This window comes from Streptomyces caniscabiei (genome assembly GCF_014930365.1).
Taxonomy (GTDB): Bacteria; Actinomycetota; Actinomycetes; order Streptomycetales; family Streptomycetaceae; genus Streptomyces; species Streptomyces caniscabiei.
Window position 1 is genome coordinate 104,988 of record NZ_JABXWI010000019.1, and the last position, 18,604, is coordinate 123,591.

The window sequence follows — 18,604 nt, forward strand, 5'->3', positions numbered from 1 at the left end:
TCTGCGGATCAACCGCTTCCGTCTGCGGATCAGCCGACGTCGAGCCGGAGAAGATCATCCTCCGTCTCGCGGCGGACGATGACGCGGGCCTCTCCATCATTGACGGCGACCACCGGCGGGCGCAGCACGTGGTTGTAATTGCTCGCCATGGAACGGCAGTACGCACCGGTGGCCGGCACCGCGATCAGGTCACCCGGTGCCAGGTCCGCCGGCAGGAACGCGTCCTTCACCACGATGTCACCGCTCTCACAGTGCTTGCCGACCACCCGCGCCAGCATCGGCTCGGCGTCGGAGGTCCGGGACACCAGCGCGACGCTGTACTCGGCGTCGTACAGCGCGGTCCTGATGTTGTCGGACATGCCCCCGTCCACGGAGACGTACGTCCGCAGCCCGTCCAGCGGCTTGATGGTGCCGACCTCGTAGAGCGTGAAGGCGGTCGGACCGACGATGGCACGCCCGGGCTCGACGGAGATCCGGGGCGCGCGCAGCCTGGCGGCCTCGCACTCCCGGTTGACGATCTCGGTGAGCGCCTTGGCGATCTCGTGCGGCTCGCGGGGGTCGTCGTCGCTCGTGTAGGCGATGCCGAGTCCGCCGCCGAGGTCGATCTCGGGCAGCTCGACACCGTGCTCGTCACGGATGTCCTTGAGCAGCCCGACGACGCGGTGGGCGGCGACCTCGAACCCGGAGGTGTCGAAGATCTGCGACCCGATGTGGCTGTGGATCCCGATGAGTTCGAGCCCGTCGAGCTTGAGCGCCCGCCGTACGGCCTCGGCGGCCTGCCCCCCGGCCAGCGGGATCCCGAACTTCTGGTCCTCGTGGGCGGTGGCGATGAACTCATGGGTGTGCGCCTCGACGCCGACGGTGACGCGGATCTGCACCCGCTGCCGTGTACCGAGCGACTGGGCGATGTGCGCGACCCGCACGATCTCCTGGAACGAGTCGAGCACGATCCGCCCGACGCCGGCCTCGACGGCCCGGCGGATCTCCTGCTCGGACTTGTTGTTGCCGTGGAAGGCGATGCGGTCGGCGGGCATACCGGCGGAGAGCGCGGTCGCGAGTTCACCGCCGGAGCAGACGTCGAGGTTGAGCCCCTCCTCGTGCAGCCAGCGCACGATGGCACGGGACAGGAACGCCTTGCCGGCGTAGAACACGTCGGCGTCCTGCCCGAACGCGGTGCGCCAGGCGCGCGCCCGCGCGCGGAAGTCGGCCTCGTCGACGAAGTACGCGGGCGTGCCGAACTCCTCCGCGAGCGCCTTCACATCGATCCCACCGACACTGACGACTCCGTCGGCGGTACGGGTGACGGTCTGCGCCCACACCTTCGGGTCCAGCGTGTTCAGGTCGGCGGGCGGAGCGGAGTAGTGCCCCTCGGGAAGCACGTCGGCGTGACGGGGCCCGGCGGGGTGTGCGGAACGGCTCATGTCTGTTGGGCTTTCTGTGTGCTCTCTGGGCGGGGGCGCGGGCTTGGGCGAACGGGGCGGGGCCGGGGGGACAGGGGCAGGGGGGCAGGTGCGGGGCGGAGGGCCCCTACTCCCTGCTTGCTGCTTCCTGGTTGCTGCTTGCTGGCTGCCGCTCTGTGGCTTGGGCTCCGCGGGGTTGCTCAGAGGTATTCGGGTGCGTCGATGCCGAGCAGGGACAGGCCGCCGGCCAGCACCGTCCCGGCGGCTTCGGCAAGAGCCAGCCGGGCGCGGTGGGCGGCCGAGGGTTTCTCGTCGCCGCGCGGCAGCACCGTGTGCTGGAAAGCGAGCAGGGCGTCGGCGAGGACGACCAGGTGCCGGGCGAGACGATCGGGAGCGCGGTGCGTGGCTGCTCGGGCGAGGGCGGACGGGTATTCGGTGAGGGCGCTGACGAGGGGGGTGGTCACGTCGGGGGTGGTGACGGCGGTGGGGGGTGCGGAGGGCGTGGTCGCAGCGTCTGGGGTGGTGACGGCGGCGGTTGGGCGAGAGGGGGGTGGGGTGTGGGGGGTGGGGGTGTGGGGGGTGGGGGTCTGCGGGGCGTCGGGGGTGTTCAGATCGCCCGGGGCGCCGGTGAAACCGAGGGCCGCGGCGTTACGGGTGAGCGCGCGGGCTCGGGCGTGGGCGTAACGGACACGGAAGAGGGGGTTGGCCGCCCGCTGCACGAGGAGGTCCGCGGTGATCCGTGGGCGGTCGTGGGCGGCCGGGTGCAGAAGGGCCCAGCGGAGGGCGTCGGGGCCGAGGGGGGTGGGGTCTTCCGGGGCGGGGACCGGGCTGAGATCGATGGGGCTGATCGCCGGTTCGTCGAGAGAGGCGTGCTCGTGGAACTTCTCCGACCCTGTCCTTTCCCTTGCTCCTGCCACTGCCCTTGCCCTTGCCCCTGTGTCTTCGTCTTCGTCTGCCTCTGGGGCGGCATGGGGTCGGAGGTGGTGGACCTCGACTCGACCGCCTTGGCTGCCGACGATCCGTACGAGCGCGTCGGCTACGACCTCGGCGCGGATCTCGTACGGGATGCGCAACCGGACGAGGTGCCCGGCGAGGGCGTCGCTGTGGCCGTACGGGAGCGGGGCGGGACCTTGACCTGGTTGGCCGGCTTGACCGAGGTGAGTGGCCTGGCCGGGTTGGCTGACCTGGCCCGATCGGGTGCCGTGGTCTCGCTGGATCTGGTGGACCAGGGCGGTGACGGCGGCCCGGTCGAGGTGAATGTTGAGGAAGCCGGGACCGGTGATCTCGACGGCGGCGACGCCGTCGGTACGGCTGAGGTGGGGTCGCAGGATCTCGGCAACCTGCAGTGGGGGCCGGCCGGCGGGCCGGGCGAGCTGCAGGGCGATGTTCGTGGCGTAGTCCCCACGTCCGCCGGGCCCGGGCGGAGTGACGACGGCGCGTGCGGGGACCGCCACGCTCAGCTCACCCTCGTCCACAGCACGACGCACCGCGCGCAGCACGGTGCGGGAGAGCTCGACGGGGGTCACGGGACAAGCGTATGGGAGGAGGGGGGTGGGTATGCGAGCCGGTTTACCCCGGGGTCCGCGATGTGGACGGCGGGGCTGGACTGAATAGGGGGCGCGGCGGGAGCGGGCGTGCCGGAGTGGGAGACGGCAGGGGGTCACCGGGACGGAAGCTCAGGGAGATCACTGAACCACTCGCCCCTCAACACACGACCGTCAACTTCCGGTGCGACCGGCGCGCTCCGCGCGTTCGGCGGGCTCACTCGCGTTCCCGACGCCGCCGGCCGGGGCACTGGTGGAGGCGGGGCCGGGGGTGGTGGTGACGTTGGTGCCGGTGCCGATGTTGTTGGCGGAGACGCCGTTGGCGGCAGCGGGACTGTCAGGGAGGCTGTCGCCCCCGTCACGGGAACGCTCGACCAACTGCCTTACCAGGGCGACGAGTTCGCTGGGCTCGAAGGGCTTGGCGAGAAACGCGTCGACACCGACGTCGAGTCCCGCCTCGACCTCGTACTGGGTACAGGCGCTGACGATGGCGAGAGGGAGACGCCGTGTCCGCGGGTCCCCACGGAGCTGGGCGGCGGTACGGAGTCCGTCGAGCCGAGGCATGACGACGTCGAGGGTGATGAGGTCGGGCCGCACCTGATGCACGACATCAAGGCACTCGGCACCATCGGCCGCGGTCACCACCTCGAAGCCCTCCAGCTCGAGGTTGACCCTGATCAGCTGCCGGATGACCTTGTTGTCGTCCACAACAAGCACCCGGCCGGACGCGCCTGGCACAACTCGAGAGTAGGTCCGCGCCCACCGCCGCGTCCGGGTTTTCCCCACTTCCACCCCCTGCGGGCGACGCCCGGCCCCTCAACCCCGCTCTCACCCCGGCAAAACCCGTTCATGATCTCCCTTGGAGAGCTGGTAGGGTTCTACCCGTCGCCGCCACACAAGGCGCCCGACACGCCCCCGTAGCTCAGGGGATAGAGCAACGGCCTCCGGAGCCGTGTGCGCAGGTTCGAATCCTGCCGGGGGCACCCTGTATGAGGTGCCCAAAGACCCCGTCACCAGCGGAAACGCTGAGGCCGGGGTCTTTGCTTATGGGGCTGTCCCGTAGTCCGGGCTTCGTCGTGGACCTGCGTTGTTCAGTTGGTGGGCATTGGGTTGTGGCTGGTCAGCGGTGGAGCTTGATGGGTTGGTCGGGGCGCGGGCTGTTGAGTGGTTGGGCTTCGGGTGTCTGTTGATTGGCTCAGTGTCAGTTCAGCAGTAGGTCGGCAACCTTCGGTGGTGTGGCTGGTCGTCGGGCGCGATGGCTCAGGGGGAAGTGCGGCGGGCCGGTGGGGTGAAGAGGTAGAGGTCGAGGATGGGGGGCATGGGGGCTACGCCCGGGCCGCCGGAGCGGACCCAGGTGGCTATGTCCTCCGTGGCTTCGGGGTCGTTGACCAGGCCCAGCCAGACGGGGCGGGCGCCTGCGGCTCGGCCTGCTGCCGAGGGTTGGACGACGATCACGTTCGCCTGGTCGCAGGCGTCCAGGCAGGCCGAGATGCGGGTGGGGACGAGGGATTTGAGGCGGGTGGTCTGGGCCTCGTGGTCCACGCCCGGGAGTTTGGGGGTGCCGCAGCAGCAGTCCCGGCAGACCGTTACCCGGCAGGGGGCGGGTTGAGGGGGGCGCATCGTCCGGTGGCCTCGTGGGGTGCGGGGGTGGGGTGAACTGGGCTTTTGCTGCTGGATTTTACTTGTCGCCGCCGCCCCGACCTTCCGTCATGCTGACCGCCGCCTCGTAGAGCAAGCGGGCGTGACGCGGCCGACGTGCCCGACTCGGTGATCGGCGCCCGAGGCGGGGTGAGCATCGCCCCTGAGGCGCTGGCACACCGCCACTGCGCCGCCCATCGGGGCCGAACACGTTGCGCACGCTGTGGCAGATGGGCTTCACCCGTGACGACCGGCTGGCCCGGCTGCCCGTTCCCGCGGGTGCTCTGGGGCCGCCGCCGACAGGGTCGACCGGTCCTCCGCTATCACGGTCGGGGCAGGGGCTGTTCCGTCCAGATGGTCTTGCCGTCGGGGGTGTAGCGCGTGCCCCAGCGTTCGGTGAGCTGGGCCACGAGGAAGAGGCCCCGGCCGCCCTCGTCCTCGGTGCGGGCGCGGCGCAGCCGGGGTGAGGTGCCGCTGCCGTCGTAGACCTCGCAGATCAGGGCGCGGTCGCGCAGGAGGCGGAGCTGGACCGGGCCGGTGGCGTGGCGGATGGCGTTGGTGACGAGTTCGCTGGCCACCAGTTCGGTGGTGAAGGCCAGTTCGTCCAGTCCCCAGGCGGCGAGCTGCCCGGTGACGGCCTCGCGGGCGCGGGAGACGACCGCCGGGTCGCTGGGCAGGTCCCACTGGGCGACCCGCTCCGGGCCCAGCGTGTTCGTGCGGGCGACGAGCAGGGCCACGTCGTCACAGGGCCGGGCGGGGAGCAGAGCGTCGAGGACGGCCTCGCAGGTGTCCTCGGGGGCGCGGTCGGGGCGGGCCAGCACGGTACGGAGCATGTCGAGGCCGGTGTCGATGTCGCGGTGGCGGTCCTCGACCAGGCCGTCGGTGTAGAGGACCAGTTGGCTGCCCTCGGCCAGTTCGAGCTCGATCGTCTCGAAGGGCATGCCGCCGAGGCCCAGCGGCGGCCCCGAGGGCAGGTCGACGAACTCCACCGTCCCGTCGGGGGCGACCACCGCCGGCAGCGGGTGCCCGGCGCGGGTGAGGGCGCAGTGTCGGGACACCGGGTCGTAGACGGCGTACAGGCAGGTCGCGCCGACGATGCCGGAGTCCTCGTGGGTGTTCTCCACCGCCCAGCCCTCGCCGCGGTCGAGGCGGCCGACGAGGTCGTCGAGGTGGGTGAGCAGTTCGTCCGGGGGCAGGTCGAGGGCGCAGAAGTTGTGGACGGCGGTGCGCAGTCGGCCCATGGTCGCGGCGGCGTGCAGGCCGTGGCCGACGACGTCGCCGACGACGAGGGCGACCCGGGCGCCGGAGAGCGGGATGACGTCGAACCAGTCGCCGCCGACGCCCGCCTGGGCGGGGAGGTAGCGGTAGGCGACGTCGACCGCGCTCTGTTCGGGGCGGCCGCGCGGCAGCAGGCTGCGTTGCAGGGCGAGGGCGGTGTTGTGCTCGCGGGTGTAGCGGCGGGCGTTGTCGATGCAGATGGCCGCGCGGCCGACCAGTTCCTGGGCCAGCGACAGGTCGTCGTCCTCGAACGGGGCGGGCTGCTCGGAGCGGTAGAAGCTGACGACGCCGAGGGTCGCGCCACGTGCGCGCAGCGGCACGGTGATCAGGGAGTGGATGCCGGCGGCGAGGGCGCGCTCCAGCCGGGCCGGGTCCTGGGCGAGCCAGCCGCCCGCCTCCGCGAGGACGGGTTCCAGCACCGAGCGGCCGGTCTCCCAGCTGCGGGCCTGCGGGGTGGAGGGGACGTAGCGCACGGGGTCCCCGACCTCGTACAGGTGCGATTCCTCGTGTACGGCGCTCAGCGCGACCCGGCGCAGCCGGGTGCCGGGGCCGAGGGGCTCCGGCTCGTCGCCGAGGAGGACGGAGACGGGCAGGTCCACGGCCGCGAAGTCGGCGAACCGGGGGACGGCGACCTCGGCGAGTTCCTCCGCGGTACGGGTGACGTCGAGCGTGGTGCCGATGCGGACTCCGGCGTCGTGCAGCAGTTCGAGGCGCCGACGCGCGAGGACGGCGAGACGGCCGACCCCGGGTTCACCGATGAGGAGCAGCCAGGCGTCGGGGGTGGAGGTTTCGGGGGTGGAGGTTTCGGGGGTGGTGGCTTCAGGGGGCGTGGTTCCGCGGGTGGTGTTTCCGGGGGGTGCGGTTCCGGAGGGTGCGGTTCCGGGGGGTGCGTCGGGTTCGTGCGGGGTGGGTTCGTACGGGGCCGGGTGGGGCGGTGGGGGTGTGAGAGTCGGGCGGGGGCCGGGGCGGAGGAGGACCGGTGGGGATGACGGGGCGGGGGTGGTGGTGGGTCGGGGGGCGAGTGTGGGGGTGAGGGACGGCGCGGGGGGCTGTCGTCTGGTGGTGGGAGAGAGGGGCTGCGGTGCGGGCGGGGGCGAGGACCGGCGTGCCGTCGCGGGCGCGGGGCGGTGCGGGCGGGGGCGCGTCGGGGGGTGCGGCGGCGGGGCTTCGGCGGGCGGGGCCAGTTGTGTGTGGCGGATGTGGGGGCCGCCCAGGACGCGGGCCTCGACGACGACGCCGGTCTCGCCCGACTCGCTCATGATCGGGCGGCGCAGGAGGGTGGCGACGCGGTTGCCGGAGAGGGTGACCTCGTCGAGGGTGCGGTGCGGGGAGGCGATGAGTTCCTCGGCCTTCTCCCGGAGGATGGCCAGGTCGACGCGGCCGAGCGTCTCGGCGTACCTGCCCTCGCCGTCGGGCGGCCAGGAGGGCCGCTCGGGTTGGCGGGGCCAGGTGGCGGTGCCCGGGGCCACGGCGGAGGGGGAAGCGGATGCGGATGCGGGATCGGATGCGGGATCGGATGCGCTGGGAAATACGCCCGCACCGGGGCCCGAGCCGGGGCCGGGGCCCGCGGTGGCGCGGGCGGCTCGGCGGTAGGCGGCGAGGAGGGCGCGTTCGCGTTCCGTGGCCTGTTCCAGGAGGGCGGCCTCGATGTCGTGGGCGGCCTCCCGGACGAGCCGCAGCATGGTGGGGTCGCCGTCGTCGCGCAGACAGGTGAGGTCGAGGACGGCCTCGACGCGGCCGCTGAGCGGGTTGCGGATGGGGGCGCCGGCGCAGGCGAACGGGGAGAGGCAGTCGGCGAAGTGTTCCCGGCCGAGGACGAGGACGGGTTGCCGCTCGGCGAGGGCGGTGCCCACGCCGTTGGTGCCGGCGGCGGCCTCGGAGGCGCAGAAACCGGGGGCGAAGTTCACCTCGTCGAGCCGGGTGAGGAGCTGGCGGTCGCCACCGTGTCGCTGGACCATGCGGGCCTGTCCGTCGCAGAGCACGACGGTCATGCTGACGTGCGCGAGGGACGCGGTGAGCCGGGTGAGTACCGGGTCGGCGGCGCGCAGGAACGGGTCCTCCATGGCCAGGTCCGGCACGAAGGGGACCAGCAGCCGGTGGGGTTCCAGGCCGGCGGAACGGCAGCGCTTCCAGGAGTCGAGGACCGGGTCACGGACGTCGGAGTCGACGTGCGCGCCCGCGAGGAAACGTTCATGGGCATCGACGAGACCGCCGATGTCGTCCCAGGAGACGGACAACGGGATCACTTCCCTCACCTGCGCACGACCCGCCGCACCCCGCCACCGGACGCGCCCACGGGCCGCCTGCCAGGCGCTACAACCCTAGACCTTGGGTGACGCATATCACAACGGCGGGGTGGGGCGGGCCGGGTGGGGAGGTTGTGGGTGGGTGAGGCTTGCGCGGGGATGGGGGGGGTGGGCGGCTTTGCTTTCGGTGGAGTCGGGCGCAGCGGGGTGGGGGGAGGGTGGCGCAGGGGTGGGTGGTGTCCCCGCCGCGGGGGGTTTGGGAGTGACTTGTGTCTCATGTGGGATGGTGGGGTGCGGCGGGTCTCGGCGGCGGAGCCGCTGTTCGGACGCGGTGTCGTCGTTCTCGCGGTGGCAGGAGTTCGGGCGGTGCATACCGGGGAGTCATTTGGGGTGGGAACGGTCCTGGGGTTCCCTTCGTTCTTGACTTGCCCTGCCTCCGCCGGCGCGGTCCCCCGCCGTACCGACGCGACGCGGAAGGACGACGTGCCCTTTGTTCCCGCTCCCGCTCGACGCGCCGCCCCCCTCGCGGCCCACCCCGTCCCCGGTCCCCGATCCGCTCACCCTGATACCCAGCCCGGCCCGTCCCGTGGACCCGCCGGTGCCGGCCTCTCCGCCACGCGCCCTCACGCCCGACGCGGAGCCTGCGCCGGAGTCCGCCCCGGCGCCTGAGCCGACGCCGCTTCCCGGCCACACCTCGGTGCGCCCCTCCCCCGACCTGCACGACCCCGTCGCCCCCTGCGACTCCGTCACCTCCTGCGATCCCGATCCCTCCTGTCCCACGGGCTCCCACCCGAGCCGGCTCATGGCTCTGCTGCCCGGCAGGCTCCGGGCACTGCTTCCCGCCCGGACGCCCGCCAACGGCCGACGGCTGCGGTTGGCGCTCACGATGCTGCCGCTGGTGCTGCTCGGCATCTGGGCGGCGGTCGACTGGCGGACCGTGCACGGCGGTGCCGTACGGCTGGCGTCGGCCGATCCGCGGTGGCTGCTGGCCGGGGTGTTCTTCACCGCCCTGTGCTCGGTGGCCTCCGCGTGCGTACGGCAGGGCGCGGTGCCCGAACGGCTGCCGCGGGGCCAGTTGCTGGCGACGCAGTTCGCGGCCGGGGCGGCGGGGCACGCGCTGCCGGGCAACATCGGCGCCCACGCCGTCGTCCTGCGCTTCCTGCGGCGCCGGGGCATCCCCCTCGCCCGTGCCACGTCCTCGCTCGCCCTCTACTCGGCGGTCAAACCCGTGGCCAAGACGCTGGTGATCGTCGCCTTCGTCGTCGCCTTCCCGGGCACGCTGCGCCTGACCGAACTGCTTCCCAAGGGCGAGACGCTCGCCCTGATCGGCGCGATCACCGGCGTCAGCCTCGCCGCCCTGGTCACACTGATCACGACCGTACGGCCGTTGCGGCGTCCCCTGATCGGAGGACTGCGGACCGCCCTCACCGACACCCGGATCGTGCACGGCCGCCCCGTCCGCGCGCTCGCCCTGTGGGGCGGGGCCGCCGCCTTCCCCCTGTGCCAGGGGGCCGTGGTCGCGTCGGTGGGCTCCTCGCTCGGGCTGCCCGTGTCCTGGCCGCAGATGCTCTTCGCCTACCTCGTCGCCAGCACGGCCGCCGGTGCCGTGCCCGCGCCGGGCGGCCTCGGGCCGATGGACGCGGCGCTCGTCTTCACCCTGGTCGCCTTCGGCGCGCCGGCGACCCTGGCGACCACCACGGTCATCGGCTACCGCGTGCTCACCGTCTGGCTGCCCCTTCTGCCGGGCACGCTCGTCCTCTCGGCGTTGGTGCGGGCGAAGGTGCTCTGAGCGGGCGGAGCGGGGTGGCGCGCGATGCGCGCTGCGGCTCGGGTGCGCAAGGGCTCCCGGGGCGCTGCGGATCGCGGTGCGCGCGCTGCGGCGTCGCGACGGGCTACGGGTCACGAGGGACTTCGGCGTCACGAGGGGCTACGGCGTCACAAGGGACTTCGGCATCACAAGGAGCTACGGCGTCACAAGGGACTTCGGCGTCACAAGGGGCTACGGCGTCACGAGGGGCTACGGGTCGTGCTGCGCTGTGCTGCGCGCTCGGGCGTGCCTGTGAGACACCCTCCCCGGGTGCGTCCTAGCAGTTGAAGCGGGAACTATCTCTGGAACAGGAGGATGGGGCGGGGCCGGCAGGTTGGGGAGGGCGCATGTCGTACTCGGTGGGGCGTCGGGTGGTCGTCACGGGGCTGGGGGCCGTCACTCCGCTCGGGGTGGGCGTGAGTGAGCTGTGGCAGGGCCTGCTGGACGGGCGTTGCGGGATACGGGAGTTGGACGGGGAGGAGTTCGCGGGGTTACCCGTGCGGGTCGCGGGGACGGTGCCGGTGGATCCCGCCGAGCTGCTCCCACGGCCCCGGGCCCGGCGTATGAACCGGGCCGCGCGGTTCGCCGTACTGGCGGCGCGGGAGGCGTGGCGGGACGGGGGCCTCCCTCCCGGCGGTACGGCGGAGAGCGGGGTCGACGCGGGGCGGGTCGGGGTGTCCGCCGGGGCGATCCTCGGGGACGCGTCGGTGCTCGTGGCCGGCGACCGGCAGTTACGGGACCGGGGGCCGCGCGGTGTCTCGCCGCTCACGACGCCGATGTGCGTGCCCTCGCAGGCGGCGTCGCAGATCTCGTTGGACCTCGGTATCACCGGGGAGGCGCGGACCGTCACCAGTGCGTGCGCCTCCGGGACCGAGGCGATCGGGCAGGCGGTCGACCGGATCCGGTACGGGCGGGTGGACATGGCGCTCGCGGGTGGCGCGGAGGCGGTGGTGACGCCGGCGATCATGGCGTCCTTCGCGGCGATGCGGGCGCTGTCGCGGCACGGGCTGGACGGTGGTGGGGCGAGTCCGTCCCGGCCGTTCGCGAAGGACCGGGACGGGTTCGTGAACGGGGAGGGGGCGGGGTTCCTGCTGCTGGAGGCGGAGGACCACGCCCGGGCTCGTGGGGCCCGGGTCTACTGCGAGGCCGCCGGGTGGGGGCTGTCCGCCGACGCGCACCACATGGCGGCGCCCGATCCCTCGGGGGCGGGGGTGGCGCTCGCGCTGCGGCGGGCGTTGGAGGACGCGGCGGCGTCGCCCTCGGACGTGGTCCACGTCAACGCGCATGCCACCGCCACGGTCGACGGTGACCTCGCGGAGGCGAACGCGCTGGGGGCGGTGCTGTCGGGGCGCCGGGTGCCGGTGACGGCGCTCAAGGGGCACCTCGGGCACCTTCAGGGGGCGGCCGGGGCGGTGGAGGCCCTCGCCACCGCGCTCACACTCCATCACGGGCTCATCCCGCCGACCATCGGCTGCGCCGAGCAGGACCGCGCCATCGCGCTCGACGTCGTCACCAGCGCGCCGCGCCCGCTCCCGGCCGACGGCGACCTCGCCCTCACGAACTCCTTCGGCTTCGGCGGCCACAACGCGGTCCTGGCCCTCCGCCGCGTGTAGCCCTCCGGGCGGGGCGGACACCCCCCGGCCCCGGGTGCGGCGGAGGAGTGGCTCAGCGACGGGCGGGCTGCCGGACAGCGAAGGGGGGCCGGCGGCAGGCTCACCGGGTCGGGAAAGAGGCTGGGCCGGGGCGGCGCGCCGGTGGCGGCCACGGGACGCAAAGGCCACCGCCGACCGCCTACTGCGACAGCCACACGTCCGGCCGTCTCGACACCGCCGACCGCCACGACCGTGGCTGAGCGCCGCTGCGGCGGAGTAGGAGTTCGGCGGGTGGGGGTTCGGCGGAGTACGGGCGGCGCTGGCGGAGGGTGCGCTCGGCAGAGAGGGCTCGGCGGTAGGTGGGCCCGGCAGAGGGAGAGCGGTCGGGCAGCGGCGGAGAGGAGGGAGGGGCGGGAATCGGCGGGGCGGGGGGCGGAGGCTTCAGCCCTGGGGATGGCGCAGGGTTCAGCGCGGGGCGTCGGACCAGAGCCTCAGCGCCCAGCCCCCGCCCGGGCGATCCCGCCGCGGGCGATCCCCGCTCGTGTAGCGGCCATACGGCCCGGGCCTCAGCGGGGGGGCGGCGACGCAGGAGCTTCAGCGCCAGGGCCTCAGCGGGGGCGGCGACGCAGGGGCTTCAGCGCCAGGGCCTCAGCGCGTGCGATCCCGGCTCGCGCAGGCGATCTCTGCCCGGAGCGAGCTTCTGGCCCAGGGCCTCAGCGCGGGCCGGGGGCGGCGGACGCAGGGGAACGCAGTTCAGGGCGGCGGCGCGGGGGTGCGCGGCCACCCAGAGCCGTGGAGCGGCCCTGCGGACTGGGCCCCAGCGCAAGGCGTCGGTACAGGAGCGGCGGCGTAGGACCTCGGCACGGGCGATCCCGGCGCATGCCACCAAAGTGCACGGAGCGGCCCCCGGACCGGGACCCAGCGCAGGGCGGCGCCGCAGGTCTCGGCGCAGGGGCGGCGGGGTGGGGCCTCAGCGCGGGGCGTCGGATCAGAGGCGTCGGGGCGAGGTGTCGGCGCTGTGGCGCAGGCCTCGGCGGCGCGGCGTTGGTGGTGGTCAGCCGCGGCTCTGTTCGCTCGTCGGCTGGTTGGTCACGCCGTGCGTTTGCGGGTGGTTGTTTTCTTTGCGGGGGTTTTCTTCGCCGCGGTTTTCGCCGTGGACGACTTCGTCGATTTCGTCGCCGCCGTCTTTCTGGGCGTCTGCTTCTTCGTGGCCGCCTTCTTCGTCGGCTGGGCCGACTTGGACGTGGACTTCTTGGGTGCGGCCGTTTTCCTGCCCGTTCCGCCCGTGGACGCCGTTGACGCCGTCGACGCCGTGGACTTCTTGCCGGGCGACTGCTTGGGCGTCGGCCGGGACGCGAGGTGCGTGACATCGGCGTCGACGTCCTCGCCCCGGGACTCCTTGGCCTCGCGCACGCTCTTCTCCAGCGCCGCCATGAGGTCGAGGACCTTGCCCTCCGCGGCCGGCATCGGAGTGCTCGGCGGCTCCTCGCCGGAGGCCTTCGCCGCGATCAGTTCCTCCACCGCCTCGCGGTAGTCGTCGTGGAGGGTATCCAGGTCGACCTCGCCGAGCGTGTCCATCAGGGCGTCCGCCAGGTCGAGTTCCTTGTCGCGGACGGTGACACTCGCGTCGGGCGCGACCCCCTCGGTCGTACGGATCTCGTCCGGCCACAGCAGACCGTGCATCGCCAGCACGTCGTCCACCACCCGGAGCATCCCCAGCCGCTCGCGCCCCCGCAGCGCGAACTTGCAGATGGCGACCTTTCCGCTGCGCTTGAGCGCCTCACGGAGGAGGGTGTACGGCTTGGCCGCGGGCACCCCGTTCGCCGCGAGGTAGTACGCGGCGTCCACCTGGAGCGGATCGACACTCTCCGCCGGTACGAAGCCCTCGATCTCGATCGTCTTGGCCGTGGGGATGGGCAGCGACGCGAGATCCTCGTCGGTGATCGGGATCATCGTCCCGTCCGCGTCCTCGTACGCCTTGCCGATCTCCCCCTGCGTCACCTCGCGGTCCTCCAGCTCGCAGACCTTGCGGTAACGGATGCGGCCGCCGTCCTCCAGGTGGACCTGGCGGAAGGAGACGGAATGGCTCTCGGTCGCGTTCACCAGCTTGATCGGGATGCTGACCAGGCCGAAGGAGATGGCGCCGTTCCAGATGGATCGCACGGGGCAGCACGCACCTTTCGGGTCCCTGCTTCCGGTTTGTCCACACCGTAACGCCGACCCGCCACCCCTGCCCGTCGACCCCCGGCACACCCCCGACCACCCCCGACCACCAGGCCGCCTGACCTCCCGACCGCCCGACCGCCCGACCGCCCGACCGCCCGACCGCCCGACCGCCCGACCGCCCGACCGGTCAGGATTCGAGAAGCGCCGGTGGGTGGGGCGCGCCTAGCGTGAAAGTCATGGACCTCACCATCGACGCGAGCTTCCTCCCGCACACCGACCCGGACGCACGGCACCTTCGCACGGCTGGAGGCGGACGGCGCCGAGATCGTCCGGGAGCCGGCGAAGCAGCCGTACGGCGTCCGTGACTTCGGTGTCCGCGAGAGAACCCCGGCAGAACCCCGGCAGAACCCCGCTGCCCCTCGGCCGACCCCCGGAACACGCGCCTCCGGCGCCCCCTCGCACGTACCGTACGCAGCGGACTGTTCCGGCGGCCCCGGAACCGGGACACCTGGTGTCGGTGGAGCCGGGCCCAGCGGATCGGAAGCGGGCGGCGACGCCGGTGGTGGCCGTGGACGCGGCCCCGCACGACAGATGGAGGAACGATGACCAAGGCCACGAGCGCGCGGACGCGGGCGCAGGCTCCCGGGCCGCACGCCGCCGACAGCCATGACCTGATCCGTGTGCACGGGGCGCGGGAGAACAATCTCAAGGACGTCAGCATCGAGATCCCCAAGCGCCGACTGACCGTGTTCACGGGGGTCTCCGGCTCGGGGAAGAGCTCGCTGGTGTTCGACACGATCGCCGCCGAGTCGCAGCGGCTGATCAACGAGACCTACAGCGCCTTCCTCCAGGGCTTCATGCCGAACCTGGCCCGCCCCGAGGTGGACGTGCTGGACGGGCTGACCACCGCGATCACCGTGGACCAGCAGCGGATGGGCTCCGATCCGCGCTCCACCGTCGGCACCGCCACCGACGCCAACGCGATGCTGCGCATCCTCTTCAGCCGGCTCGGCAGACCGCACATCGGCCCGCCCGGCGCGTTCTCCTTCAACGTCGCCTCGGTCTCGGCGAGCGGCGGTCTCACGGTCGACCGGGGCGCCGACAAGACCAAGACCGAGAAGGTGACGTTCAGCCGCACCGGCGGGATGTGCACGCACTGCGAGGGCCGGGGCACGGTCTCCGACATCGATCTCACGCAGTTGTTCGACGAGTCCAAGTCGCTGTCCGAGGACCCGTTCACCATCCCCACCTACACCGGGGACGGGTGGGTGGTGCGGGTGATCGCCGAGTCCGGGTTCTTCGACAAGGACAAGCCGATCGGCAAGTACACGAAGAAGGAGCGGCACGACTTCCTGTACCGCGAGCCGACCAAGGTGAAGGTCAACGGGGTCAACCTGACGTACGAGGGGCTGATCCCGAAGCTGCAGAAGAGCTTCCTCTCCAAGGACCGCGAGTCGATGCAGCCGCACATCCGGGCCTTCGTGGACCGGGCGGTCACCTTCGCCGTCTGCCCCGACTGCGACGGCACCCGGCTCAGCGAACTGGCCCGTTCCTCACGGATCGGCAAGCTCAACATCGCCGAGGCCTGCGCCATGGAGATCCGGGACCTCGCCGAGTGGGCGCGCGGCATCGAGGACGCGTCGGTGGCGCCGCTGCTCGCCAAGCTGCACTACACGCTCGACTCCTTCGTGGAGATCGGCCTCGGCTACCTCTCGCTGGACCGCGCCTCCGGCACGCTCTCCGGCGGTGAGGCGCAGCGGACGAAGATGATCCGCCACCTCGGTTCCTCGCTCACCGATGTCACGTACGTCTTCGACGAGCCGACCATCGGGCTGCACCCGCACGACATCGAGCGGATGAACAACCTGCTGCTGCGGCTGCGCGACAAGGGCAACACGGTGCTGGTGGTGGAGCACAAGCCGGAGACGATCGCCATCGCCGACCATGTCGTGGACCTCGGGCCCGGCGCCGGTACGGCGGGCGGCACGGTCTGCTTCGAGGGCACCCTGGAGGGGCTGCGGGCGAGCGACACCGTCACCGGACGTCATCTCGGCGACCGGGCCGCGCTGAAGGAGACGGTGCGCCAGCCCACGGGCACGCTGGCGATCCGGGGCGCGACGGCGAACAACCTCCAGGACGTGGACGTCGACATCCCGCTCGGCGTGCTCACCGTCGTCACCGGTGTGGCCGGCTCCGGGAAGAGCTCGCTGGTCCACGGCTCGATCCCGAGCGAGGAGGGCGTGGTGTCGGTCGACCAGACCCCGATCCGCGGCTCCCGGCGCAGCAACCCGGCGACGTACACCGGGCTGGCCGACCCCATCCGCAAGGCCTTCGCCAAGGCCAACGGGGTCAAGCCGGCGCTGTTCAGCGCCAACTCCGAGGGCGCCTGTCCCACCTGCAACGGTGCCGGGGTCATCTACACCGACCTGGCGATCATGCAGAGCGTCGCCACGACGTGCGAGGAGTGCGAGGGGAAGCGGTTCGAGGCGTCGGTGCTGGAGTACCGCTTCGGCGGGCGGGACATCAGCGAGGTGCTCGCGATGTCGGTGACCGAGGCCGAGGCGTTCTTCGGCGAGGGCGAGGCGCGCACCCCGGCCGCCCATCGGATCGTCGAACGGATGGCGGACGTCGGGCTCGGCTACCTCACCCTCGGCCAGCCGCTCACCACGCTCTCCGGCGGTGAGCGGCAGCGGCTGAAGCTGGCCACCCACATGGGCGACAAGGGCGGGGTCTACGTGCTCGACGAGCCGACCACGGGTCTCCACCTCGCCGACGTGGAGCAGTTGCTGGGGCTGCTCGACCGGCTGGTCGACGCCGGCAAGTCGGTGATCGTCATCGAGCACCACCAGGCGGTCATGGCGCACGCCGACTGGATCATCGACCTCGGCCCCGGCGCCGGCCACGACGGCGGCCGGATCGTCTTCGAGGGCACCCCGGCCGACCTGGTCGCGGCCCGCTCCACCCTCACCGGCGAGCACCTGGCGGCGTACGTGGGCGCCTGAGCGTCCGAATACGGGGCGCTTTGCCCCCTTTCCTGCGCAATGGGATTCTGGCTTCCATGACGCCGATCACCGAGGTGGAGGGGCACAGGGTCGCCCTCTCCAACCTGGAGAAGGTCCTCCACCCGGCGACCGGCTTCACCAAGGGGGAGCTGCTGCACTACTACGCCACGACGGCGGACGCCCTGCTGCCGCACCTGCGCGACCGCCCGGTCTCCTTCCTCCGCTACCCGGACGGGCCGGGCGGCCAGGTCTTCTTCACCAAGAACGTGCCGCCGGGCACCCCGGACTGGGTGACCACCGCCGAGGTGCGGCGGATGGAGGGGCCGGCCCGGATGGTGCTGGTCCAGGACCTGGCGAGCCTGATGTGGGCCTCGAACCTGGTCGCCGAGTTCCACACACCGCAGTGGACCGTCCGCACCTCCGACGAGGCCGACCGGCTGGTGTTCGACCTGGACCCGGGGTCGCCCGCGACGGTCGTCGAGTGCTGCGAGGTGGCCTGCTGGCTGCGGGAGCGGCTCGCGGCGGACGGGATCGAGGTGTACGCGAAGACGTCCGGGTCGAAGGGGCTGCATCTGCTGGCGGCGGTGCGCGGGGCGTCCTCGGAGCGGGTCTCGGAGTACGCCAGGGAACTCGCCGTCGAGGCGGAGCAGGCCATGCCCCGCCGGGTCGTCCACCGGATGACCCGGAGTCTGCGCCCCGGCAAGGTCTTCGTCGACTGGAGCCAGAACGCCGCCCGCAAGACCACGGCCGCGCCGTACACCCTGCGGGCCCGTCCCGAGCCGACCGTCTCCGCGCCGGTGACCTGGACCGAGGTCGAGGAGTGCGCCTCCCCCGGCGTGCTGGTCTTCCGCGCCCCGGACATCGCGCCCCGCCTCCAGGACCACGGCGACCTGCTGGCCCCCCTCCTGGACCCGGAGGCCGCGCACCCCCTGCCGTGACGCAACCCGCCACCGCACACGCCGACACCGACACCGACACCGACACCGACACCGACGGTCTACACCCGCGTCCACGTCCGCCGGTCGCGGGCCATCGCGTGCAGTCCCTCCACGTCCGCCGGCTTCAGCACCCCACCCGCGCGGGCGAGTTCGGCCAGGTCCGTGTCGCGCAGGACGCGCACCTCGCGCAGCGGCGTGGTGACCGCGACGGAGGAGGGTTCGGCGAGGGCGAGGACCGGACGGACCTCGGCGGTCAGGGCGTAGGAGGCGCGGTCGGCGTCGGCGCGGAGTCCGCGCAGCAGCGCGCGGGGCTCGTGCCGGCCGACCGCGACCATGGGGTCGGTGACGACGACGCGCTGCCTGCGGGCGTGGACGGAGCGGACGCAGAACAGGCCCCCGGGGCCGACGACCAGATGGTGGATGCGGTCACCGCCGGGCAGCGGCACGGAGTGCAGGGTGTGCCAGCCGGCGCCCTCCAGCCGGTCCAGCGCGTCACCGACGGTCCGCTCGGCGGCCAGGGCCCGACGGCGCGGGTCGGGGCGCAGCCGGTGTGCCGGGCCGGGGGCGCGGTCGAGGGAGATCAGCAGGGCTTCGCCGGGCCGGTTGGGGGCGAGGTCGTCGTCCGGGGGGAGACTCAGCCGGGCCAGCTCGGCGGGGGTCGGCACGGGTGGCGGCCCCACGGTGACCGGGCCGGTGACGAAGGGGCCGAGGACGGCCATCACGTCCTGTCTCAGCTCCTCGCTGAGGAGATTCACCCGGCCCGACTCACGGTCGTACCAGGCGACGTTCCTCCCGTCGGTCCGGCACACGTACAAACGTTGCTGTCCGTGACGCCAGGTCGGTATGACGCGCAGTCCGCTCATGCACCATCACCCCACGACCATGGGAACAGGCGGGGTGCTCCATCGGCAAGAACCCGGCTACCTTTGGGGTGACGACCCGTCGTCGAGGGCCATGGTCCGTCGGATGGGCTCCGAGGCCTGGGGGAGGCGC

11 protein-coding genes and 1 tRNA gene are annotated in these 18,604 nt (G+C 72.8%); 5 read left to right on the top strand and 7 right to left on the bottom strand.

What is annotated here, in order from left to right; translation table 11 throughout:
* Positions 1 to 29: 29 nt before the first annotated feature.
* From lysA to HW837_RS39160, 3 genes are all read right to left on the bottom strand, one after another.
* A complete protein-coding gene (gene lysA, locus HW837_RS39150) occupies positions 30 to 1,421 on the bottom strand; it encodes a diaminopimelate decarboxylase (RefSeq protein WP_045558944.1) in 1,392 nt (463 codons plus the stop codon).
* A gap of 179 nt (positions 1,422 to 1,600) precedes the next feature.
* Positions 1,601 to 2,926: an ArgS-related anticodon-binding protein NrtL gene (nrtL, locus tag HW837_RS39155; protein ID WP_193381835.1), complete on the bottom strand. Its 1,326-nt coding sequence runs from the start codon at positions 2,924 to 2,926 to the stop codon at positions 1,601 to 1,603.
* Between the two features lie 192 nt (positions 2,927 to 3,118).
* Positions 3,119 to 3,682 (bottom strand): response regulator, encoded by a 564-nt coding sequence (locus HW837_RS39160; protein ID WP_234442611.1) that lies wholly within the window; start codon positions 3,680 to 3,682, stop codon positions 3,119 to 3,121.
* Positions 3,683 to 3,855: 173 nt separating this feature from the next.
* Here HW837_RS39160 and HW837_RS39165 point away from each other — a divergent pair.
* Positions 3,856 to 3,927 (top strand) — tRNA-Arg (locus HW837_RS39165).
* Between the two features lie 277 nt (positions 3,928 to 4,204).
* Here HW837_RS39165 and HW837_RS39170 read toward each other — a convergent pair.
* Both HW837_RS39170 and HW837_RS49165 read right to left on the bottom strand, forming a co-directional pair.
* Entirely contained in the window at positions 4,205 to 4,564 is a 360-nt protein-coding gene (locus HW837_RS39170) for a hypothetical protein (protein WP_045558954.1), read from the bottom strand.
* Between the two features lie 341 nt (positions 4,565 to 4,905).
* Entirely contained in the window at positions 4,906 to 8,106 is a 3,201-nt protein-coding gene (locus HW837_RS49165) for a SpoIIE family protein phosphatase (RefSeq protein WP_390623558.1), read from the bottom strand.
* A gap of 802 nt (positions 8,107 to 8,908) precedes the next feature.
* Between HW837_RS49165 and HW837_RS39185 the strand changes: the two genes are divergently transcribed.
* Together HW837_RS39185 and HW837_RS39190 are read left to right on the top strand one after the other, a co-directional pair.
* On the top strand, positions 8,909 to 9,895 hold the full coding sequence (locus tag HW837_RS39185) for a lysylphosphatidylglycerol synthase transmembrane domain-containing protein (RefSeq protein ID WP_234442613.1): 987 nt from the start codon (positions 8,909 to 8,911) through the stop codon (positions 9,893 to 9,895).
* A gap of 365 nt (positions 9,896 to 10,260) precedes the next feature.
* Positions 10,261 to 11,526: a beta-ketoacyl-[acyl-carrier-protein] synthase family protein gene (locus HW837_RS39190; RefSeq protein ID WP_093790686.1), complete on the top strand. Its 1,266-nt coding sequence runs from the start codon at positions 10,261 to 10,263 to the stop codon at positions 11,524 to 11,526.
* Positions 11,527 to 12,594: 1,068 nt separating this feature from the next.
* On the opposite strand, the gene ku is transcribed toward HW837_RS39190, so the two are convergent.
* Complete coding sequence (ku, locus tag HW837_RS39195) at positions 12,595 to 13,668, bottom strand: non-homologous end joining protein Ku (RefSeq protein ID WP_045558958.1); 1,074 nt, start codon at positions 13,666 to 13,668, stop codon at positions 12,595 to 12,597.
* Positions 13,669 to 14,273: 605 nt separating this feature from the next.
* On the opposite strand from ku, the gene HW837_RS39200 reads away from it, so the two are divergent.
* Both HW837_RS39200 and ligD read left to right on the top strand, forming a co-directional pair.
* The gene (locus tag HW837_RS39200) at positions 14,274 to 16,673 is read left to right on the top strand and encodes an ATP-binding cassette domain-containing protein (protein ID WP_045558959.1); all 2,400 of its coding nucleotides are present in this window, start codon (positions 14,274 to 14,276) and stop codon (positions 16,671 to 16,673) included.
* Between the two features lie 56 nt (positions 16,674 to 16,729).
* Positions 16,730 to 17,611 carry a non-homologous end-joining DNA ligase gene (ligD, locus tag HW837_RS39205; RefSeq protein WP_045558960.1) on the top strand — a complete coding sequence of 294 codons (882 nt, stop codon included), beginning with the start codon at positions 16,730 to 16,732 and terminating at the stop codon, positions 17,609 to 17,611.
* 59 nt (positions 17,612 to 17,670) lie between these two features.
* Here ligD and HW837_RS39210 read toward each other — a convergent pair whose 3' ends face one another.
* Positions 17,671 to 18,474 (bottom strand): nuclease-related domain-containing protein, encoded by an 804-nt coding sequence (locus HW837_RS39210; RefSeq protein WP_045558961.1) that lies wholly within the window; start codon positions 18,472 to 18,474, stop codon positions 17,671 to 17,673.
* Positions 18,475 to 18,604: the final 130 nt, after the last annotated feature.

Coding starts and splice junctions, on each gene's coding strand:
- lysA (WP_045558944.1), bottom strand. CDS start 1,421: ATGAGCCGTTCCGCACACCCCGCCGGGCCCCGTCACGCCGACGTGCTT.
- HW837_RS39170 (WP_045558954.1), bottom strand. CDS start 4,564: ATGCGCCCCCCTCAACCCGCCCCCTGCCGGGTAACGGTCTGCCGGGAC.
- HW837_RS39185 (WP_234442613.1), top strand. CDS start 8,909: ATGGCTCTGCTGCCCGGCAGGCTCCGGGCACTGCTTCCCGCCCGGACG.
- HW837_RS39190 (WP_093790686.1), top strand. CDS start 10,261: ATGTCGTACTCGGTGGGGCGTCGGGTGGTCGTCACGGGGCTGGGGGCC.
- HW837_RS39200 (WP_045558959.1), top strand. CDS start 14,274: ATGACCAAGGCCACGAGCGCGCGGACGCGGGCGCAGGCTCCCGGGCCG.
- ligD (WP_045558960.1), top strand. CDS start 16,730: ATGACGCCGATCACCGAGGTGGAGGGGCACAGGGTCGCCCTCTCCAAC.
- HW837_RS39210 (WP_045558961.1), bottom strand. CDS start 18,474: ATGAGCGGACTGCGCGTCATACCGACCTGGCGTCACGGACAGCAACGT.